Below are 24,912 nucleotides of genomic sequence, written 5' to 3' on the forward strand. Positions count from 1 at the left end.
CGCGTTCAAAGCACATCCCGCATGTTTCCCCTGGCATTACCTCGCCCTTACCCTCTCCTTATGACGATTCAATCTGTAAGGCACTTATTTTTATAGTCGAAATTAACCGCTACTTTATGCTGGCGCGCATACAGCATCCAGAATTCATGAGGTTCTCTATGGTAGCGCCAGTAACCAAAAAATCTTCCCCCATCATATTGACAAACCAGGAGCCCAAAACTCAACAAGCGGCACTGATAACATCACAAATCTATGGTCACCCCCATTTTTGCAACACTGATCTTTGATTAATGGTGGGCTTGCTTAAATCCATATCGTTATACACATCTTTTGGCCATTTTTTGAACAGGATGCTCAGAACCCCGTGAATTAAGGCATTCAAGCCATCCCATTGGCTTTTTGAGGTTCAAAATGCCACTCTGAGATAAACCCGTAACTCATTGATTAAACAGTGCGTTAGAAAGATGTGTATAACGATATGGCTTAAATCTATCCGGCGTCTTTATGGCCAAGGATGCCCGCGCCACGATGAGTTTCGCACCTGATATTCCTAAAAAGGCCATCGGCTTCATTGAGCCATTTTCATTTTTTGGTTTTATATCAGGCCGTCAGGCCGTTCATGTCATCAATAATCAGTCTTCGCAAAACCAGATGGGTAACTTCGTTAAATTGCTGACTGTTAGACCAGCATTACTGTTCAAACACGGTATTTCGTGTCGTTATTGCCCAAGCTATTCGAGCTAATTTATTTGCTAATGCACAGCACACAACGCAAGAATGTTTCCTGCCCAACTGAGACCTTACCCAATCAGCTAATCTCCCTGATTGATGGTCAATTCTTAGGATAAATACCCGCGCACATTGAACAAGCAATCGGCGAAGGTTTTTATCTCCACGCTTGCTAATACCCAGCCGAGTATTCTTCCCTCCAGTACTGTATTGGCGGGGTACAAGACCGGTGGAAGCGGCAAAATTACGACTGTTTTCATATTGTTTGCCATCGCCTAACTGTGATGACAAAACGCTGGCTGTTATCGGTCCAACACCAGGGATGGTCATTAAATGCTGGCCAGTTTCATCTAGAGAGAGTGCCTGCCCAAGTTCTCTTTCGAGCTCTGCTATCTGCCCAACCAAATATTGGTAATGATCGTGTAATCGAAGCAGCAACTGTGCCAGATAAGGTGGCAAGTCATTATCAGCCAGAACAGCTGAAAGCCTTTTGATTACCGCAATACCTTTCGGCATGCTGATACCAAACTCCAGTAAAAAAGCATGCATTTGGTTAGTCGTTTTAACGTTGTCTCTGACCAACGACTCCCTGACGCGATGCAAGGCTCGCATAGCCTGCTGAGCCTCAGTTCTTGGCTGCACAAACCGCATGGAAGGGCGTGATCCGGCTTCGCATATTGCTTCGGCATCAACGAAATCGTTCTTGTTGCTCTTGACAAAAGGGCGGACAAACTGCGGAGAGATCAACTTTACTTCATGCCCCAGCTCACTGATCCGACGAGCCATAAAATGGGCACCGGCGCAGGCTTCCATTACAACGGTAGTAGGTGTACACGTAGCCAGAAACTCGATGAGTTTGGTGCGGGTAAACTTTTTCCGCAGTAATGCCTTGCTGTAGTGGTCAACTAATATTGGCCACCGCATTAGACTGTATGTAGAACAGTCGCTCAGATTCGTTTGGAGTTAAGCCGCCGTTATACCAGTGAGGCCGGATAGCGCTGTAATACCCCGTGATGTAGCGGATAATCGCGTCCTGGGCTTCGCTGAAGCTGTTGTAACCCTTTGTCGGCACCCATTCTGTCTTCAGGCTGCGGAAGAACCGCTCCATTGGCGCATTATCCCAGCAGTTACCCCGCCGACTCATACTCTGCTTTATCCGGCAGCGCCACAGGGCTTGCCGGTATTGACGGCTGGTATAGTGGCTGCCCTGGTCGCTGTGGAACATGACTCCTGTTGGTTGTCCCCGGAGTTCCCAGGCCATCTGCAACGCTTTAACTGTCAGCGCCGAGTCCGGCGGCGTCGACATGGCCCAGCCCACCGGTTTGCGGGCGAACAGGTCTAGCACCACCGCAAGGTAAGCCCAGCATTTGCCCGTCCAGATGTAGGTCACATCGCCGCACCAGACCTGATCCGGCGCGGTAACCGCGAACTGGCGGTTGAGATAGTTCGGTATTTCAACGTGTTCATTGCCGCCGCGTTTGTATTTGTGAGCCGGTCGCTGGCAGCTGGCGATACCCAGCTCCTTCATCAGCTTGCCAGCCAGCCAGCGCCCCATTTTGACACCAGAGCTGCCGGTGACGATGGTCGCGATACTTCGAGCGCCGGCAGAGCCGCCGCTGGCGTTCCAGGCTTCCATGACGCGACTACACTTAACCACGCGCTCACCGTCGGGTTCATTAGCGGAAGCCTGCCAGTGCCTGTAGCTGCTGCGATGTACCTCAAAAGTTTGGCACAACGCCGTGACCGGGTATCGCGCCCTCAGCCTGTCGACTACCGTGAACCGTTGAGTGAGTCCGACATTAAGAGCGCCGTAGCCTTTTTTAGGATTTCGTTCTCCATTTCAAGGCATTGGACTTTTTTCTTCATCTCACGCAGCTCGAGCTGTTCAGGGGTAAGAGGAAGTCCCGTTGGCGTTTTTCCCTGTCGTTCAAGGCGAAGCTTATTGACCCAGCGACTAATGGCAGAATGGCTGACATTAACCGCCTCTGCGGCCTTAACGTATGTGTAGCCGTGGTCGACAACCAGCTTTGCGGCTTCGAGCTTAAATTCCGCCGTAAAATGTTTACCCATGAGGTCACCTGTCGTGTTGATGAGGTGAGCATATCACCTCCGATCAGGTGGCCAGTATCAGTGTGCCACTACATGCCTGATTTATCCTGACAATGAATGTGAAAAGAATGTTTGCCGAGATCGATACCAATAAGCGTGACGTTTTGCATGATGGCCTTCTCCATAAAGAAACACCCTGTCAGCGTACCGCTCACAGGGTGGGGGTGACCATCTCATTAGGCCAAACACGCGTTTCATCATCAGGACTGTGGTGATGGCCATATCTGAGTAGTGGAGCGGTCGTCCACGCCGTTCAGTAGTCGTTTTTTCCGTCCATGCAGCAATGACTGATTCATCTAGCCATACGGTTAGAGAACCGCGCTGCTTGAGGGCCTTGTTATAGGACACCTCGTTATACACAAGTCCGCAACGCCTTATATGCCAAGGGTTAGCGGGCTGAAATAGGCAGCCAGTGGGGTTGTAAATGAAGTGAAACCGACGTGTACTATCGCCATTTACGGCGCTGAAAAATGACACGGGATTCAGATGGCTGGGCACACCAAGAACTGGAAGGGGTAAATCTTGGTGACACGAGGCTCAATAAGCGTGCCAAAGGGCTTTTGATACGGCTGGCTGAGAATCCGCAAGCCAGCATTCCGCATGCGTGCCTCGGATGGTCTGAGACGCTGGGTGCTTACCGCTTCATGGAGAACCAAGCATTCGAATGGCGAGACATTCTGCAACCTCACTGGCAGCGTACGCAGGAAAGGATCCGAGAACACGAGGTTGTGCTGTGTATCCAAGACACTACCGAGCTTGACTTCAACGGGCAGCAAATCCAAGGCTTGGGTCCCTTGAACTACGAAGCCAGGCGTGGTCTGTACCTGCATCCGACCTACGCGGTCAGTCCGGATCGCGTGGGGTTGGGCGTACTGGATGCGTGGATGTGGGCAAGAGAGCCGAAGGATGCAGACGGAAAACGCGATGGGATCAAGGAGAGTACGCGCTGGCTCGAGGGATACGAGCGAGTTGCTGAACTCGCCTCGGAGTTGCCAAACACACGTCTGGTGTACTTAGCCGATCGCGAAGCGGATATCAAGGCGTTGATGCAGCTCGCTGATGACCTTGGCACTCCGGCTGACTGGTTGATCCGCTCGACTCATAATCGCAGTCTGGACTGTAATGAGAAGCTTTGGCAGAAGGTTGGAAAGACCGTGCCGGTGGGAGAAATCCAATTCGTTATGGCGGCTCGCGCGGGGCAGAAGGCGCGTACGGTGAAACAGGCGCTGCGCGTGAAGCGAGTGTCGCTGCGTTGCGGGTTGGCAGTGACTTGTGTGATAGCCAAGGAAATTGAGCCGCCAGCAGGCGTGAAGCCGGTCGAGTGGCGGTTGCTGAGCAATCGCGTACCTGAAGGACGAGAAGATATCGTGGAGCTGATCGACTGGTATCGGGCTAGATGGGAAATCGAGATGTTCTTCAATGTGCTGAAGAACGGCTGCTGTGTCGAAGCGTTACAGTTATCGACCGTGGATCGCATTGAGCGGGCATTGGCGCTGTTCATGATCGTGGCATGGCGCATCGCCTATTTAATGCGTATGGGACGAACCTGTCCAGAGCTAGACGCAATGTTGTTCTTTGATTCCGACGAGACTCATGGAGCTTACCTACTGATGAACAAGCGTATGCCCAAGGGCCGCCCTAAGCTAAACGAAGTATTGCGCTTAGTTGCGCAACTCGGAGGCTTTCTTGCTCGAAAAGGCGACGGTGAACCAGGCGCAAAAACTATCAGGAAAGGCTTGCAGAAAGTCATGACGGCCGCCGAAACGCTACGCGCGCTCAGGCACGAACAGAGATGTGTATAACGAGGTGGTTATAGGAGGGCCAGTTAGTGATTTTAAAATTTTGTTTTGCCATGGAGACCTGATGTTGAAACAACTATGGTGATCTGATCCGATGATTACCCAAACTTTCTATTTATTCAACAAAGCCCTTAAGAATATGTCTAATTATCGCAAACCAAATAATTGTTTATATTTTGTTTAAATAAACGACAATAGAATTTTCAAAAAATTCAGCAAGCAGGAATGAAAATGCCGCTAATTGTCATGAAAAAAACAACCCAAATAGCATCAATTATTACTTTGTTTATCAAGCGTGACCGGGTGCGATCACTGGAGAAAGAACCCGCGTGAAACGCAAAATAATAAAAAATCTGGGATCGTTCTTGAAACGAGTATTGAAGATTACATTGTTATCCCCGTCGTGATAAACAACAAAACATTAAATTTTCTCGTTGATACTGGTGCCAGCGTAACCTTTATTGATGAAAAAATAGCGAACACGATAACACGTCCCTTACTCTCATCAGAAATTCCACAGAATTATCGCCAAGAATTTTCAAACGTCACGACGGTTTCTGGACGATTGGAGGGCCATCAGTTTGCCCTATTGAAACCAACCACCTTCGTCATCGGCACAAAAGAGATCAATGACAGCAACATATGGGTTTCTCTCGATTTATCACTGCTGACGCAATCGATGGGAACAAAAATAGACGGCATTATCGGTATTGATACGTTTAGACGGTTCAGTTGGAAAGTCGATAATGACCAAAAAAAGGTTATTATTTCCGACACGCTCCCCTCCGCATCGGATTATCAGGCGTGCACCGGCTATGATGACAGCTACAACCGAATGCCACAACTCTGGTTTAAATATAAAAATAATGATGTGGCCTTTCGCATGGATACCGGCGCCGATCACAGCTTCGTTTCCAATGAATTCCTCAATTATGTCAAAGAAAACAAGCTATCGCTTGAATTATTGTCTAGCAATGAACCGATGGCTGAAGCCACCTCGTTATACACAAGTCCGCAACGCCTTATATGCCAAGGGTTAGCGGGCTGAAATAGGCAGCCGGTGGGGTTGTAAATGAAGTGAAACCGACGTGTACTATCGCCATTTACGGCGCTGAAAAATGACACGGGATTCAGATGGCTGGGCACACCAAGAACTGGAAGGGGTAAATCTTGGTGACACGAGGCTCAATAAGCGTGCCAAAGGGCTTTTGATACGGCTGGCTGAGAATCCGCAAGCCAGCATTCCGCATGCGTGCCTCGGATGGTCTGAGACGCTGGGTGCTTACCGCTTCATGGAGAACCAAGCATTCGAATGGCGAGACATTCTGCAACCTCACTGGCAGCGTACGCAGGAAAGGATCCGAGAACACGAGGTTGTGCTGTGTATCCAAGACACTACCGAGCTTGACTTCAACGGGCAGCAAATCCAAGGCTTGGGTCCCTTGAACTACGAAGCCAGGCGTGGTCTGTACCTGCATCCGACCTACGCGGTCAGTCCGGATCGCGTGGGGTTGGGCGTACTGGATGCGTGGATGTGGGCAAGAGAGCCGAAGGATGCAGACGGAAAACGCGATGGGCTCAAGGAGAGTACGCGCTGGCTCGAGGGATACGAGCGAGTTGCTGAACTCGCCTCGGAGTTGCCAAACACACGTCTGGTGTACTTAGCCGATCGCGAAGCGGATATCAAGGCGTTGATGCAGCTCGCTGATGACCTTGGCACTCCGGCTGACTGGTTGATCCGCTCGACTCATAATCGCAGTCTGGACTGTAATGAGAAGCTTTGGCAGAAGGTTGGAAAGACCGTGCCGGTGGGAGAAATCCAATTCGTTATGGCGGCTCGCGCGGGGCAGAAGGCGCGTACGGTGAAACAGGCGCTGCGCGTGAAGCGAGTGTCGCTGCGTTGCGGGTTGGCAGTGACTTGTGTGATAGCCAAGGAAATTGAGTCGCCAGCAGGCGTGAAGCCGGTCGAGTGGCGGTTGCTGAGCAATCGCGTACCTGAAGGACGAGAAGATATCGTGGAGCTGATCGACTGGTATCGGGCTAGATGGGAAATCGAGATGTTCTTCAATGTGCTGAAGAACGGCTGCTGTGTCGAAGCGTTACAGTTATCGACCGTGGATCGCATTGAGCGGGCATTGGCGCTGTTCATGATCGTGGCATGGCGCATCGCCTATTTAATGCGTATGGGACGAACCTGTCCAGAGCTGGACGCAATGTTGTTCTTTGATTCCGACGAGACTCATGGAGCTTACCTACTGATGAACAAGCGTATGCCCAAGGGCCGCCCTAAGCTAAACGAAGTATTGCGCTTAGTTGCGCAACTCGGAGGCTTTCTTGCTCGAAAAGGCGACGGTGAACCAGGCGCAAAAACTATCTGGAAAGGCTTGCAGAAAGTCATGACGGCCGCCGAAACGCTACGCGCGCTCAGGCACGAACAGAGATGTGTATAACGAGGTGGGCTGAAGCGGGTGGCTTAACAAAAAGCACCAAATATATCTTGCAGGACTTTATATTTAATGGATTGCCATTAAATAAAATGGAGTTTTCAGATAATCAGGAAGGAAAATTTCATGTCGGGATGGATTTCCTGTCTCGGTTTAAATGTATTAGTCGCGACTTGATCTGACACTGGACCTTGAAAGGTTGAGAGTTACCGGTTTTGATATGGGTGTCGAATCCTTATACAAAACACGAGGTAACTCTCATGCTTCATACTAACAATCCCATCATCAAACACAAAGCCGGCCTGCTCAATCTCGCCGAAGAACTCGGTAATGTATCAAAAGCCTGTAAAATCATGGGTGTGTCACGCGACACGTTTTATCGCTATCAGGAACTGGCGGCAGAAGGCGGCATTGACGCTCTGGTTAACCAAAACCGCCGGGTTCCCAACCTGAAAAACCGTGCTGATGAAGCCACTGAACGTGCGGTTGTTGATTACGCCATTGAGTTCCCGGCTCATGGCCAGCACCGGACCAGTAATGAGCTGCGTAAAAAAGGCGTCTTCATTTCTGGCAGCGGTGTGCGCTCCATCTGGCAACGACACGATCTGGAAAACTTTCGTAAGCGCCTGAAGGCACTTGAGGAAAAAGTTGCCAGAGAAGGCATCGTACTTACTGATGCTCAAATCGCTGCACTGGAGAAGAAGGCGCACGACGACGAAGCCTGTGGTGAAATAGAGACTGCTCACCCGGGTTATCTGGGGTCGCAGGACACCTTCTACGTGGGTAATCTGAAAGGTGTTGGCCGTATCTACCAGCAGACGTTCGTGGATACGTACTCGAAAGTGGCGCACTGCAAGCTTTACACGAGTAAAGCACCGATCTCTGCCGCCGACCTGCTCAATGATCGCGTGCTGCCGTTCTACGAAGCTCAGGGGCTGCCAATGCTAAGAATACTGACGGACAGGGGGGACGGAATACTGCGGTAAAGTGGAACAACATGACTATCAGCTGTACTTGGCTATCAACGATATAGACCATACGAAAACGAAAGCGATGTCTCCGCAGACAAACGGTATCTGCGAGCGCTTCCATAAAACTATTTTGCAGGATTTTTATCAGGTTGCGTTCCGTAAGACGTTATACGAGGACCTAGAAAGTCGACAAAAGGATCTGGACAACTGGTTGTGGCATTACAATAATGAGCGAACTCATCAGGGTAAAATGTGCTGCGGGCGTACGCCAATGGCCACGTTACTTGATGGTAAACGAGTCTGGGCAGAAAAAAATCTGAACCAGATTTAATCTGACAGACACCTGTATAAATAACCGGTAACTGTCAGATCAGGTCTGAGCTAATACAGTTTAAACGCTATACGTTTATCTGTATTAGCTCAGGTGCATATTCGCATCGTGATCGATCAGTGATTCGCATGACAATCGATCACGATTTCGCATCTAAGGTCGATCACTGATTCGCGTCGTATCGATCACTCCGGGACTTAACTCTTCTAACCTCCTCTCCGTTCGCAGTTTCTACTGAAATGGAGATAACGATGGCCAGAAAGAGAAAAAGCAGGAGTCCCATGGAGACTTGTCTTCAGATCTTCAAACTCAAATTTGAGTGCAACCAGTCTAATCGCACCATCGCCGCTGCTCTTAGGGTCAGCCCTTCCACAGTTTATGAGGTGCTCTCCCGTTTTACCGCCGCATCGCTGTCGTGGCCATTGCCTGATGCGCTCTTGCCAGAAAAACTGGAAAAGATGCTGTTCCCCACCCGCAGAATGCGCACCTCGGAGCTTATCGCGCCAGACTGGCTGTATATCGATACCGAGCTAAGACGGCCAGGGGTTACCAGGCAGCTGTTGTGGATAGAATACAGCACCGAAACCGGAGAAATGGCGCTGGGCTACTCTCAGTTCTGCCGTTGTTATCGCCAATGGAAGAAATGCCAGAAACGCTCGATGCGCCAGACCCACCGTGCCGGTGAGAAGCTGTTCATCGACTTCTGCGGGCCCACGGTGCCGGTATCCGACCCCGATACGGGAAATGTGCGCCGGGTCGCCATCTTCGTCGCTGTCATGGGAGCGTCAAATTATACCTATGCAGAAGCCTGCCCCGGTCAGGACATGATGAGCTGGCTGAATGCTAACAGCCACTGCCTGACCTTCCTCGGCGGCGTTCCAGCCCTGCTGGTACCCGATAATCTGCGTAGCGCGGTGAGCAAAGCAGATCGCTACGAGCCGGTCATCAACGACAGCTATCAGTCTTTGGCCTCGCATTACAGCACGGTAGTGATGCCAGCCAGACCCTACAAACCGAAAGACAAGGCCAAAGTGGAAAACGGCGTCCTGCTGGTCGAAAGGTGGCTCCTGGCGCGAATACGCAATGAAACCTTCCATACGATGCATGCGCTCAACGTCAGGCTCAGTGAGCTGATGACCGAGCTGAATAACCGGCCAATGAAAGGTTATGGGGGCCAGAGCCGAGCGCAGCGCTTTGCGCTGCTCGATGCGCCGTGCCTGCAGCCGTTGCCAGCCATGCCCTATGAATACACCGAATACCGTGCGGTGAAGGTCGCTCCTGACTATCACGTCGAATACGACCGCCACTGGTACTCCGTTCCCCATGAGCTGGTTGGTGAAAGGCTGTCGGTAAAAGCGGGTCAGACGTTGGTCCAGGTCTGGCATAAGGGCCGCTGCGTGGCTCAGCACCCTCGCAGCGATCGGCAGTACAGCCACAGCACGAATCCGGCACACATGCCGGTCAATCACCGCGGGCACAGCAGCTGGACACCTGAAAAGCTGCTGGATAATGCCGCGAGAACCGGCAAGGCGACCCGGCAGGTGGTGGAAGCGATGCTAAACGCGAAGAATCATCCTGAGCAGGCTTATCGGGCTGTTCTCGGCCTACTGTCGCTCCAGAAAAAATACGGTGCCGAACGGCTGGAAAAAGCCTGTGACAAGGCCTGCGGGCTGAACCATCCGGAAAGGCGTTTTATCGAGAATCAGCTGCGTCACAACAGGGAGGGCATCGGAGAAACAGTTAAAGGAAATAGAGAGTTACAGCTTCCACTGGAGCACGAGAATCTGCGTGGTCCAAAATATTACCACTGAAAAAGGGAGTCGTTATGACTGATGACCTGCTAACCAAACTTAGAACGCTGAAGCTGTCGGCAATGGCCGATGGCATGATACGCCAGCGTGAGGCACCTGGTACATACAATGAGCTGGGGTTCGCAGAACGCCTGGGGTTACTTGTCGAAGAAGAGCTACTGAATCGTGAAAACAGCCGTGTTGGGCGGTTGAGAAAGCAGGCACGGTTGCGCCACGGTGCAACCCCTGAGGGTATGTACTATCCGGTCTCCCGAGGGTTAAAGGCCGAACAGATGCGCGAGCTTCTGAACGGGCATTACATCACCCACAGCAAGAATATCCTGATAACAGGGCCAACTGGCAGCGGAAAAAGCTGGGTAGGTTGTGCCCTGGGCGAGCAGGCGTGCCGGCAAAAGAGAAGCGTTCAATACTGGCGCATGGGTCGGCTGCTGGATCAGTTTGAGCAGGGCCGACTGGACGGCAGCTGGCTTAAGCAACTGAAACAGCTTCAAAAAATAGAGTTTCTTATCTTGGACGACCTTGGTCTTGAAGTTATCACAACGCGGCAATGCAATGACTTGCTGGAAATAACGGAAGAGCGATATGGGCAAACCAGCACGATCCTTATCAGCCAGTTGCCGGTGGAGCAATGGTACGGAGTGATGGAAAACCCGACGGCGGCAGATGCCTTCCTGGATCGGCTGATCCACAACTCTCACAGAGTGGAGCTTCAGGGAGAATCATTAAGGAAAAATAGCCTGGCAGTGGAAAGCGCAGAAGAAACACGCTAAAACGATAAAAAAGTTAGGTTCCCGGGTGATCGATTACGATGCGAAAACGTGATCGACCTTAGATGCGAATCGATGATCGATCGCATGCGAATACGCACTCAGACCTGATCTGACAGTTACCGGTTATTTATACAGGTGTCTGTCAGATTAAATCTGGTTCAGATTTTTTTCTGCCCAGACTCGTTTACCATCAAGTAACGTGGCCATTGGCGTACGCCCGCAGCACATTTTACCCTGATGAGTTCGCTCATTATTGTAATGCCACAACCAGTTGTCCAGATCCTTTTGTCGACTTTCTAGGTCCTCGTATAACGTCTTACGGAACGCAACCTGATAAAAATCCTGCAAAATAGTTTTATGGAAGCGCTCGCAGGTACCGTTTGTCTGCGGAGACATCGCTTTCGTTTTCGTATGGTCTATATCGTTGATAGCCAAGTACAGCTGATAGTCATGTTGTTCCACTTTACCGCAGTACTCCGTCCCCCTGTCCGTCAGTATTCTTAGCATTGGCAGCCCCTGAGCTTCGTAGAACGGCAGCACGCGATCATTGAGCAGGTCGGCGGCAGAGATCGGTGCTTTACTCGTGTAAAGCTTGCAGTGCGCCACTTTCGAGTACGTATCCACGAACGTCTGCTGGTAGATACGGCCAACACCTTTCAGATTACCCACGTAGAAGGTGTCCTGCGACCCCAGATAACCCGGGTGAGCAGTCTCTATTTCACCACAGGCTTCGTCGTCGTGCGCCTTCTTCTCCAGTGCAGCGATTTGAGCATCAGTAAGTACGATGCCTTCTCTGGCAACTTTTTCCTCAAGTGCCTTCAGGCGCTTACGAAAGTTTTCCAGATCGTGTCGTTGCCAGATGGAGCGCACACCGCTGACAGAAATGAAGACGCCTTTTTTACGCAGCTCATTACTGGTCCGGTGCTGGCCATGAGCCGGGAACTCAATGGCGTAATCAACAACCGCACGTTCAGTGGCTTCATCAGCACGGTTTTTCAGGTTGGGAACCCGGCGGTTTTGGTTAACCAGAGCGTCAATGCCGCCTTCTGCCGCCAGTTCCTGATAGCGATAAAACGTGTCGCGTGACACACCCATGATTTTACAGGCTTTTGATACGTTACCGAGTTCTTCGGCGAGATTGAGCAGGCCGGCTTTGTGTTTGATGATGGGATTGTTAGTATGAAGCATGAGAGTTACCTCGTGTTTTGTATAAGGATTCGACACCCATATCAAAACCGGTAACTCTCAACCTTTCAAGGTCCAGTGTCAGATCAAGTCGCGACTAATACAGTTTATCCCTTCACGTATAATGTTTTGCTATGACGCTGACTCTATTGAAAAAAACAGCATTCCTCATGAACGTTCCATTGCCATTCGCTATATGGATGGAAGCATTGAAGTGTTTTACAACAATAATGAAGAAATACAAAAATATGGATTAAAAAATGGTGTGATGTAGCCCCCTGTAACACCAGACAGTAGCTGTATCTCCAGATAAGAGATAGGCTTAGATATATGTCTAACAATCATGCTAATTTTGAAATGACCGGGATCCTGTTAGGGCAAGAAGTCCGTAAGCGTAAAACTCCGCAAGAGAAAATCGCCATCATTCAGCAGACAATGGAGCCGGGGATGAACGTCTCCCATGTAGCCCGCCTGCATGGCATCCAGCCCAGCCTTTTGTTTAAGTGGAAGAAGCAATACCAGGAAGGAAGCCTCACCGCCGTTGCGGCCGGAGAAGAAGTGGTTCCAGCTTCGGCGCTGGCGACTGCCCTCAAGCAGGTCCGGGAGCTACAGCGCCTTCTGGGTAAGAAGACGATGGAAGTTGAGATCCTCAAAGAAGCAGTGGAGTACCGCCAGTCGCGAAAATGGATAGCGCACGCGCCCTTGTTGCCAAAGGACGGGGAATAGCTCTGGTCAGCCGCGCCATGAGCGTGTCGCGTGCGCAGCTGTCACTGCGGGTTAACCGTTCTGCCGACTGGCTGGACAGGCGCAGCAACCGGCGTAATGACGAAGCTGATGCTGAGATATTATCGGACATCCTCCGTATCATCAGCGACATGCCCAGTTACGGTTACCGCCGAGTGTGGGGTATCCTGCGTAAGCAACGTCGTGCAGAGGGACTTCCACCGGTGAACGCCAAACGGCTTTACAGGATAATGAGCGAGCATAACCTGCTGTTGTTGCATGATAAAACTGAACGTCCGAAGCGGGAGCATAAAGGCAAAATCGCGGTAGCAGAGAGCGATATGCGCTGGTGCTCAGATGGCTTCGAGTTCGGTTGTGACAACGGCGAGAAGCTGCGGGTGACGTTCGCACTGGACTGCTGCGACCGGGAGGCCATAGACCATATCGTTATACACATCTTTCTAACGCACTGTTTAATCAATGAGTTACGGGTTTATCTCAGAGTGGCATTTTGAACCTCAAAAAGCCAATGGGATGGCTTGAATGCCTTAATTCACGGGGTTCTGAGCATCCTGTTCAAAAAATGGCCAAAAGATGTGTATAACGATATGGCCATAGACTGGGCAGCGAGCACCAGGGGTTATGACAGTTCAACCGTGCAGGATGTGATGCTGAGGTCGGTGGAAAAACGCTTCGGTAGCGCGCTGCCGGATAAACCAGTGCAATGGCTGACGGATAATGGTTCAGCGTACACAGCGCATGAAACGCGGAAGTTCGCCAGAGAACTGAATCTGGAGCCCTGCACAACAGCAGTGAGCCGTCCACAGAGTAACGGCATGGCAGAACGGTTCGTGAAGACGATGAAGGAAGATTACATCGCCTTCATGCCAAAACCCGATGTGCGAACAGCGCTGAAGAACCTTGCAGCGGCGTTCAATCATTACAATGAAAACCATCCGCACAGTGCGCTGGGATACAACTCCCCAAGAGAATATCGGCGCCAGCGGGCATCGTTAACTTAAGATACAAAAGCTGTCCGGAGATGGTGGGTCAAGATCAGATTAAAAAATGGTGATAAGATATTAACCATCAACAATACCACCTATTCTCCAGAAAAAATAAAAACGGTGAGGAAATTGTTACTTCAGGAGCCAAAAGGAACATTGGCACTGACTATTCAGCGTGAAAATCAAGTAATGGATATTGTGCTCTAGGCTGTGTCCCTTAATTACATAACCTCTGGTAAAACAGGCGGATGCAGCCCAGTTTCAACATTGCCAGATAATTCCTCGCCGTTTTGTCGTAACGTGTCGCAATGCGACGGTATTCTTTCAGACGGCCAAAGCACCGCTCAACAACGTTCCGATTGCGGTAGGCGTCACGATCGAGCTGGCTTTGTTGAATAAACAGATTTTATGCTACCAGCCCAGTAAAACGATTGTTTCCAGCAACGTAAAATCATGCAGTTAAGCATCATGAGAAAACGGAATGCCTGAGGTGATAAGCATTTTCTACCAAAATGGGCATAGTAAAACAGCACGATTCCCTATTATTCAACAAAGCCGATCGAGCTTTGAACGACCATCTACCGCCATTTTTTCAGTGGATTTTCGGGGGATGACAGTTTTTATACCTCTGTTTTTCAGCTCGTTACGTAATACATGCCCGGAGTACGCCTTGTCAGCGAGTACCGCATGACCACGGCGTTTCATACTGCCGTTCTGGCGTTGAACACCAATACCGTCCAAAAGACGTAGTGCAAACTGACTTTCATGAGCCTGACCGGGGCTCAACACGATGTTTAACGGAAGACCACTTCCGTCTGTAGCCATATGGATTTTGGTGCCAAAACCACCTCGAGAGCGACCCTGCCCATTATCTCCGGTGATATCGGGATGTTTTTTTGAGCACCGGCAGCACATTTCAGCGCCCTGATATTGCTACCATCCAGCGCAGTCGCTGACCAGTCCACGAGGCCATGGGCATCAAGTGATGAAAGTAACTTATTGAAAATAATGTTAATGACTCCCGATTTTGACCATCGGTTAAAGCGGTTATAAACGGTTTTCCATGGGCCGTATCGCTCAGGTAAATCACGCCATGGGGCACCAGAGCACAGCCCCCAGAACATGCCATTGATAATCATGCGATGCTCAGCCCATGGGCGTCCGGCCTGTGGTGTTGCTGGTTCAGCAGGGAGTAAGGGCTGGATGATAGCCCATGCTTCATCGGGAAGGTCGTAGCGAGCCATAGTTCAAAATGATGTAGAAACAAACAGTTAGTATAACTCATGGGATTAAGGGACACAGCCTAACACACAAACCTCTGCATCCGACCATCAACAACATGCCCCTTACTGGGCGTATGAGGTTGCTGATAAACAGCCAGACTCCCACTGTCATTCCCGCGAAAGCGGGAATCTCTTGCCGAAGAAACGCGTTTATTCACACAGAGATCCCCGGCTTCCGCCGAGGATGACGAGGGGGTAGAGAGACTTTGTCAGCAGTCTGCCCCCCCCTGACAGGGGATATTGTCAGTGAAAATCACTGAGGTGCAGGTCCGTTTTTCTCTTTCTCCAGCAGTTTTTCCAGCGCATCACCACCAATATGGCGGAAATCCTGCCCTTTAACGAAGTAGAAAATAAACTCGCAGATGTTCTGGCAACGGTCGCCAATGCGTTCGATTGAGCGGGCGCAAAACAGCGCGGTCAATACGCTCGGAATGGTGCGTGAGTCTTCCATCATGTGCGTCATCAGTTGGCGCACAATGCCTTCATACTCTTTATCGACCTTCTTGTCTTCGCGATAAATACGGATAGCTTCATCCAGATCCATGCGCGCAAAGGCGTCCAGTACGTCATGCAGCATTTCTACCGTATGACGACCCAACGATTCCAGGCTAACCAGCAAAGGCTGATGCTGATGCGAATATTTCTCCAATGCGGTGCGACAGATTTTATCCGCTACATCGCCAATACGCTCCAGTTCAGAAATGGTTTTGATGATTGCCATCACCAGACGCAAATCACTCGCCGTTGGCTGACGCTTAGCGATGATACGCACACAGGCTTCATCGATGGTCACCTCCATCAAGTTCACCTTGGCATCACCTTCAATCACGCGTTGGGCCAATTCCGCGTCACGGTTGTGCATTGCCGTAATGGCATCCGTCAGTTGCTGCTCAACCAAACCGCCCATGGTCATCACCTGGGTGCGAATGTGCTCAAGCTCAGCGTTGAACTGCTCGGAAATGTGTTTGTTCAGATTCAGATTGTCCATGATGCTTCCTGTAATCAACCATAGCGACCGGTAATGTAGTCTTCGGTCTGTTTCTGTTTGGGCGCGGTAAACAGGGTATCTGTATCGCTAAATTCGATCAGTTCGCCCAAGTACATAAATGCCGTATGATCCGAACAGCGTGCCGCCTGTTGCATGTTGTGGGTGACGATCACCACGGTATAATCTTTCTTCAATTCGGAAATCAGTTCTTCGATACGGCCCGTAGAGATAGGGTCCAGCGCCGAACAAGGTTCATCAAGCAGCAACACATCAGGACGGATAGCGATACCGCGCGCAATGCACAAACGCTGCTGCTGACCACCCGAGAGACTGTATCCGCTCTGGTGCAGCTTATCTTTGGTTTCCTGCCACAATGCGGCTTTGGTCAATGCCCACTGCACGCGCTCATCCATATCGGCGCGGGAAAGTTTTTCGAACAAACGCACACCGAAGGCAATATTGTCATAAATCGACATCGGGAACGGGGTTGGCTTCTGGAACACCATGCCCACCTTGGCACGCAGCAACGCCACATCCTGCTTGTCAGTAAGAATGTTGTTACCATCCAGCAAGATATCCCCTTCCGCGCGCTGTTCCGGATACAGTTGATACATTTTATTCAGCGTGCGCAACAGTGTGGATTTGCCGCAGCCAGACGGGCCGATAAATGCGGTCACCTGATTGGTGGCAATATCCAGCGTAATGTCTTTCAGCGCATGGAATTTTCCATAATAGAAATTCAAATTGCGCACCTGGATTTTGTAGTTGGATGTCTCGGTAGCCATACTCATTAAGACTTCTCTCTTTTAACTGGTGTGTCGTCCGACACACCGTTGAATCCATTAATGTTTCTTTTTCGCGAACAAAATACGCGCGACAATGTTCAGCAGCAGCACGCACAGCGTAATCAGTAGCACCCCCGCCCAGGCCAGCTGTTGCCACTCGACAAACGGGCTCATGGCAAACTTAAAGATGGTGACGGGCAGGTTGGCAATCGGGTGCATCATGTCGGTGTTCCAGAACTGGTTGGACAGCGACGTAAACAGCAACGGTGCGGTTTCCCCGGCGATGCGGGCGATTGCCAGCAGTACGCCAGTGATAATGCCGGAGACAGAGGCTTTCAATGTGATGGCCGAAATCATTTTCCACTTCGGCGTTCCCAGCGCATAAGCCGCTTCACGCAGGCTATCGGGAACCAGTTTCAGCATGTTCTCTGTGGTACGAATCACGATAGGCACCTGCAATAGCGCCAGCGCAATCACCCCCGCCCACCCCGAGAAGTGCTGCATCTTTGTCACGACAATCGAGTAGACAAACAAGCCAACCACAATCGAAGGTGCTGACAATAAGATATCGTTAATAAAGCGAATCACTTCGGCAACAATGGATTTGCGACCATATTCCGCCAGGTAGATACCCGCCATAATGCCGAGCGGTGTACCAAAGACCGTGGCCCAGAAAATCAGCAATCCACTGCCGACAATGGCGTTGGCAAGCCCACCACCTGCGGTATTGGGCGGCGGCGTCATTTCGGTAAACAATGCCAGCGACATGCCGTCGATCCCTCTCACTACGGTAGAGAACAGGATCCACACCAGCCAGAACAGGCCGAATGCCATGGTTGTCATGGAGAGGCATAGCGCAATGCGGTTCTTCTGGCGACGCCAGGCCTGCATTTTCTGCCGGGTACGCGCCAGTGTGGCTTCTTGTTCCATTCCTAACGCCGCCATTAGCGTGCTCCCTCATTTTTTGCCAAACGCATAATCATCAACTTAGACAGCGCCAGCACGATAAAGGTAATCACAAACAGGATAAAACCAAGCTGCATCAATGCCGCCGTATGCAGGCCAGATTCCGCTTCGGCAAACTCGTTCGCCAGCGCGGAAGTGATACTGTTGCCGGGCATAAACAGAGACAGGCTGTCCAACTGGTAGGTGTTACCGATAATAAAGGTCACCGCCATGGTTTCACCCAGTGCGCGCCCCAGCCCCAGCATGACGCCGCCAATCACCCCGTTTTTGGTGTATGGCAATACGATGCGCCAAATCACTTCCCAGGTGGTGCAACCAATACCGTAGGCTGACTCTTTCATCATTACCGGTGTTTGCTCAAACACGTCACGCATTACGGCAGCGATATAAGGAATGATCATGATGGCCAGAATCACACCGGCGGCCAGAATACCGATACCAAACGCAGGACCAGAGAACAGTGTGCCCAAAATAGGAATGCCGGACAGGATACTCCCGACCGGTTGCTGGAAGTATTTGGCAAACAACGGTGCGAAAATAAACAGACCCCACATGCCGTAAACGATACTCGGAATGGCGGCCAATAATTCGATGGCAACGCCCAGCGGGCGTTTCAGCCAGTTCGGTGCTAACTCCGTCAGGAACAGGGCGATACCGAAGCTGATAGGAATAGCAATGATCAGGGCAATCAGCGAGGTCACGACGGTACCGTAAATCGGCACCAGCGCACCAAACTGCCCGGCAGGCGCGTCCCACTCTTTAGTCCACAGAAACGCAAAGCCAAACTTCTCAATGCTCGGCCAGGATGCCACGATCAGCGATACGATGATGCCGCCCAGCAGCAGCAGCGTCAGCAGCGCGGAGAATCTCACCAGTGCGATAAAGATGACGTCGCCCAGCTTTCCGGGGGCTTTCATGGTTGGCTTATACTCAGCCATAGTGCTCTCTTCTTCAGTGTTAATCATTTGACAGGCAAAGGCGGACGGGCTTCCCGCCCATCCGCCATAACTTATGTCAGTGCCTTGTTAACCGCACAAGGGCTTGCATAGCGTTTCAATGCTTATTTAAACAGCGCGTTACCGCTGCTGTCTTTTACACTGGTTTTCCATGCGGCACGAATCTGCTCAACCACTTCGGTTGGCAGCGTAGCGTAATCCAGTGCTAACGCTTGCTCACCGCCTTTCTTGAACGCCCAGTCAAAGAACTTCAGCACTTCAGCGCCCTGCTCTGGTTTTTCTTGTTTCTGGTGAACCAGAATGAAGGTGGTAGAGGTGATTGGCCATGCGTCAGCACCGTGCTGGTTGGTCAGGTCTTGGGCAAAAGATTTGCTCCAGTCGATGCCTTTGGCCGCGTTGCTGAATGATTGGCCGGTCGGTTGAACGGCTTTACCGTCGGCAGAAATCAGCTTGGTGTAAGCCAGGTTATTCTGCTTGGCATAAACGTATTCAACATAACCGATAGAGCCCGGCAGACGCTGAACGAACGCGGCAATACCGTCGTTACCTTTACCGCCTAGACCGGTCGGCCAGTTAACCGTAGAACCAGCACCAATTTTCTCTTTCCATTCAGCGTTCACTTTCGCCAGATAGCTGGTGAACACGAAAGAGGTACCGGAACCGTCAGCGCGACGAACGACGGCGATATCCTGATCCGGCAGTTTAACGCCCGGGTTCAGTTTAGTGATGGCCGCATCATTCCATTTTTTGATTTTACCCAAGTAGATATCACCCAGCGTTTTACCATCCAGCGTCAGTTCGCCAGATTTAATGCCCGGGACGTTTACCGCTAATACCACACTACCGATTACGGTAGGGAACTGGAACAGGCCATCTTCAGCCAGCTTCTCATCAGCCAGTGGTGCATCAGATGCACCGAAATCAACGGTTTTTGCTTGAATCTGCTTAACGCCGCCAGAAGAACCAATACCTTGATAGTTAACTTTATTGCCCGTTTCTTTCTGGTAAGAGTCTGCCCACTTGGCGTAGACCGGCGCTGGGAACGTAGCACCTGCACCGGTAAGGTTAACGGCAGCTGAGGCGTTGACCGCCGTCAGGGAGAAGGTTGCCATAACGAGACCGGCAATCGTGGTACGCATCAGTTTCATAATCCCTCCTGTGGGATTTTTTAAAGGTGTCGACCCAGATTCTTTATTGATCAGAGTGTAGTTCGCAGGAGGAAAAATAGGACAATTACATGACAGTAAAATGTATTGAATGTGACAGTTTTATGACATACAAAATTTGTTCACAATCAATTGCATTAAACGCGGCATTTTACCTGAACACGCGCGGCGTTGATTCAGGCCATAGCGCACAACCAGGCCAATAGATCTGTCTGAAAAGTATCAGGAAATAACGGGGAAGGCGACAGCAGGCAGTAACAGGAGCCCTTCTCGACAAATCCTGGCGGTGTAAGTCGGTTACGGTATTTTTGGCTTTGTTGAATAAATCAGAACTTGTAACGACTGTGCCCCAGGTCGATTGTTACGTGATGCGAATACTGTTCGGCATTCCTAATAGCGTGATCCGGTTAAGCGCTTTGACCATCGCCATGGCTTCACCCACCTGAGCATCGTAGTCACGCAGACTTAGATGACCACCCAGAAGCGTTTTGAACCGGAACATGGCCGTTTCAGCCACTGAGCGTCGGTGATAGCCCACTTTCTTTTTCCAGGTATCGTTGCTGCCGCTCAGGCGCTGATTTGCAACAGCGTGGTTACGCTCGTGGTAGTGGTCCGGCCAATATTGCGCCCCCCTTCGCGGCGGGATAAGCGGCCTTATTTTCTTCCTCAGCAGAGCATCATGGCAGTAACCTGTATAGTAAGCGCCGTCAGCCGATGCCTCTCTGATTTTCCGGTGGGTCTGGTTTATCAGTGCTGGTAGAGCCTGGGCATCATTCGTACCACTGAGCGACAAATCCGCACAGATAATCTCATGCGTCGCACTGTCTACTGCCAGATGCAGCTTACGCCACACCCTGCGTCTGTCGGCACCATGCTGCCGGACTTTCCATTCGCCTTCGCCAAAGACCTTCAGGCCGGTTCCATCAATGACCAGATGTGAGATTTCACCACGGGTTGGCGTTTTTATGCTGATGTTCACTGTCTTTGCTCGCTTGCTGAGCAGCGAATAGTCTGGACAATGCAGCGACAATTTAATCAGTTTAAAAATCGAGTCAACAAAACCCTGTAAAGCCCTCAATGAATCTATGGTCACCCCCATTTTTGCAACACTGATCTTTGATTAATGGTGGGCTTGCTTAAATCTATCCGGCGTCTTTATGGCCAAGGATGCCCGCGCCACGATGAGTTTCGCACCTGATATTCCTAAAAAGGCCATCGGCTTCATTGAGCCATTTTCATTTTTTGGTTTTATATCAGGCCGTCAGGCCATTCATGTCATCAATAATCAGTCTTCGCAAAACCAGATGGGTAACTTCGTTAAATTGCTGACTGTTAGACCAGCATTACTGTTCAAACACGGTATTTCGTGTCGTTATTGCCCAAGCTATTCGAGCTAATTTATTTGCTAATGCACAGCACACAACGCAAGAATGTTTCCTGCCCAACTGAGACCTTACCCAATCAGCTAATCTCCCTGATTGATGGTCAATTCTTAGGATAAATACCCGCGCACATTGAACAAGCAATCGGCGAAGGTTTTTATCTCCACGCTTGCTAAATAGCTGTTCCGAATACCGCTACACTTTTGCCTGTCCATGTTTTCCACTGGGAAACGGGCTGACGGTTTCCATGAAGCGGCGAACCTTGTTCAGTCACTGCCACATTGAACAGCATTGATGATTGCGGGTAATGGTTTCATGCAACGCCTGCCATAACCGCTCTACATGATTTACCCATGGTGAGTACACCGGCTGATAAATAACCCTGAATTTCGGGTTTTCTTCCAGCCAGCGCTGCGTCTCCCGGCTTTTGTGAATAATGTAGTTATCAACTATCAGCGTGAGCGTTTTTGCCCGTCTGTACGTTGCTCTCAGATGCTATAAAATACTGATAAAAAACGAATTTTTACTGTTTCCTCCAACATAGCTGACTTTTCCCGTCCCGCTGTGTAATGCACCCGCCAGATAATATTTCTCGTTCTGGCCCGGCGTCACGATGCGTTTCTGCTTCCCGCGAACCTGCCAGTCCGCGCCAATTTTGGGATTCAGATGAATATCCACTTCGTCTTCGTAAAAGACGGGATGTTCCGCGCTACATTGTTCCAGCGCCATCGCGATGGCCTCCATTTTTTCTTCCTTATGCGGGTCGCGGATACGCAGCGTAGGAGCTGCGCGTCGCCACACCAAACCGGCAGAAGGCCGCCAACGGCGCACCGTGGAAGCATGCAACTGGCAACCGGTTATCTCATTGATTTTTATCGCTAGCAGTTCCGTGCTCCAGCGCGAACGCTGATAGCCAAAATCATGAGGGGAACGCTTTACGAGCTGGATTAACAGTGCGCAGATCTGTTCAAACGGCCAGCGACGGCCACGACCGGGCCGCAGAGATTTGAGGCCTTCAATGCCGTACAGGGTGAGCCAGTTAATCCATCTGCCGATTGACGAACGGGCGCAGCAAAGCATTCTGGCGACATCGCTCACGCGCTCGCCCCGGTGCAACATCAGGATGGCGGTCAGCCTGCGGGTGTAGTGGTCAACTAATATTGGCCACCGCATTAGACTGTATGTAGAACAGTCGCTCAGATTCGTTTGGAGTTAAGCCGCCGTTATACCAGTGAGGCCGGATAGCGCTGTAATACCCCGTGATGTAGCGGATAATCGCGTCCTGGGCTTCGCTGAAGCTGTTGTAACCCTTTGTCGGCACCCATTCTGTCTTCAGGCTGCGGAAGAACCGCTCCATTGGCGCATTATCCCAGCAGTTACCCCGCCGACTCATACTCTGCTTTATCCGGCAGCGCCACAGGGCTTGCCGGTATTGACGGCTGGTATAGTGGCTGCCCTGGTCGCTGTGGAACATGACTCCTGTTGGTTGTCCCCGGAGTTCCCAGGCCATCTGCAACGCTTTAACTGTCAGCGCCGAGTCCGGCGACGTCGACATGGCCCAGCCCACCGGTTTGCGGGCGAACAGATCTAGCACCACCGCAAGGTAAGCCCAGCATTTGCCCGTCCAGATGTAGGTCACATCGCCGCACCAGACCTGATCCGGCGCGGTAACCGCGAACTGGCGGTTGAGATAGTTCGGTATTTCAACGTGTTCATTGCCGCCGCGTTTGTATTTGTGAGCCGGTCGCTGGCAGCTGGCGATACCCAGCTCCTTCATCAGCTTGCCAGCCAGCCAGCGCCCCATTTTGACACCGGAGCTGCCGGTGACGATGGTCGCGATACTTCGAGCGCCGGCAGAGCCGCCGCTGGCGTTCCAGGCTTCCATGACGCGGCTACACTTAACCACGCGCTCACCGTCGGGTTCATTAGCGGAAGCCTGCCAGTGCCTGTAGCTGCTGCGATGTACCTCAAAAGTTTGGCACAACGCCGTGACCGGGTATCGCGCCCTCAGCCTGTCGACTACCGTGAACCGTTGAGTGAGTCCGACATTAAGAGCGCCGTAGCCTTTTTTAGGATTTCGTTCTCCATTTCAAGGCATTGGACTTTTTTCTTCATCTCACGCAGCTCGAGCTGTTCAGGGGTAAGAGGAAGTCCCGTTGGCGTTTTTCCCTGTCGTTCAAGGCGAAGCTTATTGACCCAGCGACTAATGGCAGAATGGCTGACATTAACCGCCTCTGCGGCCTTAACGTATGTGTAGCCGTGGTCGACAACCAGCTTTGCGGCTTCGAGCTTAAATTCCGCCGTAAAATGTTTACCCATGAGGTCACCTGTCGTGTTGATGAGGTGAGCATATCACCTCCGCTCAGGTGGCCAGTATCAGTGTGCCACTACACTCTTATTGGTATCGATCTCGGTAAACATTCTTTTCATCTTCATTGCCAGGATAAGTCAGGTAAAGCGCTTCTGAGTAAGAAGTTTACGCGCACAAAGCTAATGCAGTTTTTGGCGACGTGCCCGCCCTCGGTTGTTGTTATGGAAGCTTGTGCCGGTGCACACTTTATGGCGCGGCGTATCAATGATAGCGGCCATGAAGCAAAACTTATCTCTCCGCAATTTGTGCGCCCGTTTGTCAAGGGCAATAAAAATGATTTTGTTGATGCAGAGGCGATATGTGAAGCCGCATCCCGGCCGTCAATGCGTTTTGTTCAGCCGAAAACGGAGGTTCAGCAGGCGATGCGAGCACTGCATCGGGTCAGGGAATCTCTTATCAGAGATAAAGTAAAAACCACTAACCAGATCCACGGTTTTCTGCTGGAGTTTGGGATAAGCCTGCCAATCGGCGAGGCGGTAATAAAGCGACTGTCTCTGGTGCTGGCTGAGCACGAAATCCCCGCATACCTGAGCCGTCTGCTGATGAAGTTACATGCCCACTATCTTTACCTTGTCGAGCAAATAACAGCGCTGGAATCAGAATTAAATCAGTCAATCAAAGCTGATGATACTGCACAGCGAATTATGACAATTCCAGGCGTCGGTCCGATTACTGCCAGCTTACTTTCATCACAGTTCGGCGATGGAAAACAATTTTCATGTAGCAGGGATTTTGCGGCTTCCACAGGGCTTGTACCGCGACAATACAGCACAGGAGGCAAACCGACTCTGCTGGGGATAAGCAAACGAGGTGATAAAAATTTACGCAAACTTCTGGTTCAATGTGCTCGCTCGTTCATGATGCGACTTGAATATCAGCAGGGCAGGCTTGCTGAATGGGTTCGGGGGCAACTCGATAACAAACATTCAAATATTGTCGCCTGTGCTCTGGCAAACAAATTGGCGCGAATAGCCTGGTCAATCACAACTAATCACAATGAATATCAGGCCTGATGTTATGTAGAACTAAATCAACAGACTGATTATTAAGTAATTAAACAGCAGTTACCTATCTAGTTTTGCGAAGACTGATTATTGATGACATGAACGGCATATCGGCCTGCTGAAAAACCTGAC

At 50.9% G+C, this 24,912-nt stretch carries 20 protein-coding genes and 8 pseudogenes; 12 read left to right on the top strand and 16 right to left on the bottom strand.

What is annotated here, in order from left to right:
• Nucleotides 1–256: 256 nt before the first annotated feature.
• The gene (locus ACWWJF_RS14090; protein ID WP_455869793.1) at nt 257–382 is read right to left on the bottom strand and encodes a hypothetical protein; all 126 of its coding nucleotides are present in this window, start codon (nt 380–382) and stop codon (nt 257–259) included.
• Between the two features lie 122 nt (nt 383–504).
• Here ACWWJF_RS14090 and ACWWJF_RS14095 point away from each other — a divergent pair, with 122 nt between their 5' ends.
• A complete protein-coding gene (locus ACWWJF_RS14095; protein WP_455868475.1) occupies nt 505–744 on the top strand; it encodes a hypothetical protein in 240 nt (79 codons plus the stop codon).
• On the opposite strand, the pseudogene ACWWJF_RS14100 reads toward ACWWJF_RS14095, so the two are convergent.
• The 3 genes and pseudogenes from ACWWJF_RS14100 to ACWWJF_RS14110 all read right to left on the bottom strand — a co-directional run.
• A pseudogene (locus ACWWJF_RS14100) lies at nt 691–1,632 on the bottom strand (IS110 family RNA-guided transposase); the annotation flags it as partial. The gene ACWWJF_RS14095 and the pseudogene ACWWJF_RS14100 overlap by 54 nt on opposite strands.
• Nucleotides 1,631–2,799 (bottom strand): IS3 family transposase gene (locus ACWWJF_RS14105; RefSeq protein ID WP_455869794.1). Its coding sequence is split into 2 segments (ribosomal slippage): nt 1,631–2,544 and nt 2,544–2,799, totalling 1,170 coding nucleotides; the frame shifts between segments, so codons are not numbered across the junction. The gene ACWWJF_RS14105 and the pseudogene ACWWJF_RS14100, both read right to left, overlap by 2 nt.
• Nucleotides 2,800–3,015: 216 nt before the next feature.
• Nucleotides 3,016–3,216 (bottom strand): annotated as a pseudogene (locus ACWWJF_RS14110) (transposase); the annotation flags it as partial.
• A gap of 92 nt (nt 3,217–3,308) precedes the next feature.
• On the opposite strand from ACWWJF_RS14110, the gene ACWWJF_RS14115 reads away from it, so the two are divergent.
• The 6 genes and pseudogenes from ACWWJF_RS14115 to istB all read left to right on the top strand — a co-directional run bounded on the left by ACWWJF_RS14115 (nt 3,309) and on the right by istB (nt 10,964).
• Nucleotides 3,309–4,640, top strand: coding sequence for an IS4 family transposase (locus ACWWJF_RS14115; protein ID WP_455869795.1), 1,332 nt, complete (start codon nt 3,309–3,311; stop codon nt 4,638–4,640).
• A gap of 292 nt (nt 4,641–4,932) precedes the next feature.
• Nucleotides 4,933–5,685 (top strand): retropepsin-like aspartic protease, encoded by a 753-nt coding sequence (locus ACWWJF_RS14120; protein WP_455869796.1) that lies wholly within the window; start codon nt 4,933–4,935, stop codon nt 5,683–5,685.
• Between the two features lie 70 nt (nt 5,686–5,755).
• Nucleotides 5,756–7,087 (top strand): IS4 family transposase, encoded by a 1,332-nt coding sequence (locus tag ACWWJF_RS14125; protein ID WP_455869797.1) that lies wholly within the window; start codon nt 5,756–5,758, stop codon nt 7,085–7,087.
• Between the two features lie 254 nt (nt 7,088–7,341).
• A pseudogene (locus ACWWJF_RS14130) lies at nt 7,342–8,383 on the top strand (IS481 family transposase).
• Nucleotides 8,384–8,664: 281 nt separating this feature from the next.
• A complete protein-coding gene (istA, locus tag ACWWJF_RS14135) occupies nt 8,665–10,194 on the top strand; it encodes an IS21 family transposase (protein WP_455868672.1) in 1,530 nt (509 codons plus the stop codon).
• Between the two features lie 14 nt (nt 10,195–10,208).
• The gene (istB, locus tag ACWWJF_RS14140; RefSeq protein ID WP_455869798.1) at nt 10,209–10,964 is read left to right on the top strand and encodes an IS21-like element helper ATPase IstB; all 756 of its coding nucleotides are present in this window, start codon (nt 10,209–10,211) and stop codon (nt 10,962–10,964) included.
• A gap of 147 nt (nt 10,965–11,111) precedes the next feature.
• On the opposite strand, the gene ACWWJF_RS14145 is transcribed toward istB, so the two are convergent.
• Nucleotides 11,112–12,152 carry an IS481 family transposase gene (locus ACWWJF_RS14145; protein WP_455869799.1) on the bottom strand — a complete coding sequence of 347 codons (1,041 nt, stop codon included), beginning with the start codon at nt 12,150–12,152 and terminating at the stop codon, nt 11,112–11,114.
• Nucleotides 12,153–12,273: 121 nt separating this feature from the next.
• Here ACWWJF_RS14145 and ACWWJF_RS14150 point away from each other — a divergent pair, with 121 nt between their 5' ends.
• From ACWWJF_RS14150 to ACWWJF_RS14160, 3 genes and pseudogenes are all read left to right on the top strand, one after another.
• Nucleotides 12,274–12,423, top strand: coding sequence for a hypothetical protein (locus tag ACWWJF_RS14150; protein WP_455869800.1), 150 nt, complete (start codon nt 12,274–12,276; stop codon nt 12,421–12,423).
• An 83-nt stretch (nt 12,424–12,506) separates the two neighbouring features.
• A pseudogene (locus ACWWJF_RS14155) lies at nt 12,507–13,303 on the top strand (transposase); the annotation flags it as partial.
• Between the two features lie 108 nt (nt 13,304–13,411).
• The gene (locus ACWWJF_RS14160) at nt 13,412–13,894 is read left to right on the top strand and encodes an integrase core domain-containing protein (protein WP_455869801.1); all 483 of its coding nucleotides are present in this window, start codon (nt 13,412–13,414) and stop codon (nt 13,892–13,894) included.
• Between the two features lie 202 nt (nt 13,895–14,096).
• On the opposite strand, the gene ACWWJF_RS14165 is transcribed toward ACWWJF_RS14160, so the two are convergent.
• From ACWWJF_RS14165 to ACWWJF_RS14200, 8 genes and pseudogenes are all read right to left on the bottom strand, one after another.
• A complete protein-coding gene (locus ACWWJF_RS14165) occupies nt 14,097–14,282 on the bottom strand; it encodes a transposase (RefSeq protein WP_455871093.1) in 186 nt (61 codons plus the stop codon).
• 152 nt (nt 14,283–14,434) lie between these two features.
• Nucleotides 14,435–15,123, bottom strand: a pseudogene (locus tag ACWWJF_RS14170) (IS5 family transposase); the annotation flags it as partial.
• Nucleotides 15,124–15,415: 292 nt separating this feature from the next.
• Nucleotides 15,416–16,150, bottom strand: a complete 735-nt coding sequence (gene phoU, locus ACWWJF_RS14175) for a phosphate signaling complex protein PhoU (protein WP_455869802.1) — start codon at nt 16,148–16,150, stop codon at nt 15,416–15,418.
• Between the two features lie 14 nt (nt 16,151–16,164).
• On the bottom strand, nt 16,165–16,941 hold the full coding sequence (pstB, locus tag ACWWJF_RS14180; protein WP_264624463.1) for a phosphate ABC transporter ATP-binding protein PstB: 777 nt from the start codon (nt 16,939–16,941) through the stop codon (nt 16,165–16,167).
• Nucleotides 16,942–16,992: 51 nt separating this feature from the next.
• A complete protein-coding gene (pstA, locus tag ACWWJF_RS14185; RefSeq protein ID WP_455869803.1) occupies nt 16,993–17,880 on the bottom strand; it encodes a phosphate ABC transporter permease PstA in 888 nt (295 codons plus the stop codon).
• Nucleotides 17,880–18,839, bottom strand: a complete 960-nt coding sequence (gene pstC / locus ACWWJF_RS14190; RefSeq protein ID WP_455871094.1) for a phosphate ABC transporter permease PstC — start codon at nt 18,837–18,839, stop codon at nt 17,880–17,882. The genes pstA and pstC overlap by 1 nt, the downstream gene beginning before the upstream one ends.
• Nucleotides 18,840–18,961: 122 nt before the next feature.
• Nucleotides 18,962–20,005, bottom strand: coding sequence for a phosphate ABC transporter substrate-binding protein PstS (gene pstS / locus ACWWJF_RS14195; protein WP_455869804.1), 1,044 nt, complete (start codon nt 20,003–20,005; stop codon nt 18,962–18,964).
• Between the two features lie 379 nt (nt 20,006–20,384).
• Nucleotides 20,385–21,101, bottom strand: a pseudogene (locus ACWWJF_RS14200) (IS5 family transposase); the annotation flags it as partial.
• A gap of 79 nt (nt 21,102–21,180) precedes the next feature.
• On the opposite strand from ACWWJF_RS14200, the gene ACWWJF_RS14205 reads away from it, so the two are divergent.
• Entirely contained in the window at nt 21,181–21,420 is a 240-nt protein-coding gene (locus ACWWJF_RS14205; protein WP_455869805.1) for a hypothetical protein, read from the top strand.
• Here the strand turns inward: ACWWJF_RS14205 and ACWWJF_RS14210 are convergent.
• The 3 genes and pseudogenes from ACWWJF_RS14210 to ACWWJF_RS14220 form a co-directional block, all read right to left on the bottom strand.
• Nucleotides 21,367–21,579, bottom strand: a pseudogene (locus ACWWJF_RS14210) (IS110 family transposase); the annotation flags it as partial. The gene ACWWJF_RS14205 and the pseudogene ACWWJF_RS14210 sit on opposite strands and share 54 nt — an antisense overlap.
• 21 nt (nt 21,580–21,600) lie before the next feature.
• A pseudogene (locus tag ACWWJF_RS14215) lies at nt 21,601–22,554 on the bottom strand (IS630 family transposase); the annotation flags it as partial.
• Nucleotide 22,555: 1 nt separating this feature from the next.
• Nucleotides 22,556–23,724, bottom strand: a protein-coding gene (locus ACWWJF_RS14220; protein ID WP_455868400.1) for an IS3 family transposase whose coding sequence is annotated in 2 segments (ribosomal slippage) — nt 22,556–23,469 and nt 23,469–23,724 — 1,170 coding nt in all. Because the reading frame shifts where the segments join, the coding sequence is not laid out codon by codon here.
• Between the two features lie 60 nt (nt 23,725–23,784).
• On the opposite strand from ACWWJF_RS14220, the gene ACWWJF_RS14225 reads away from it, so the two are divergent.
• Complete coding sequence (locus ACWWJF_RS14225) at nt 23,785–24,789, top strand: IS110 family RNA-guided transposase (protein WP_455869806.1); 1,005 nt, start codon at nt 23,785–23,787, stop codon at nt 24,787–24,789.
• Nucleotides 24,790–24,912: the final 123 nt, after the last annotated feature.

The organism is Symbiopectobacterium sp. Eva_TO (assembly GCF_053848865.1).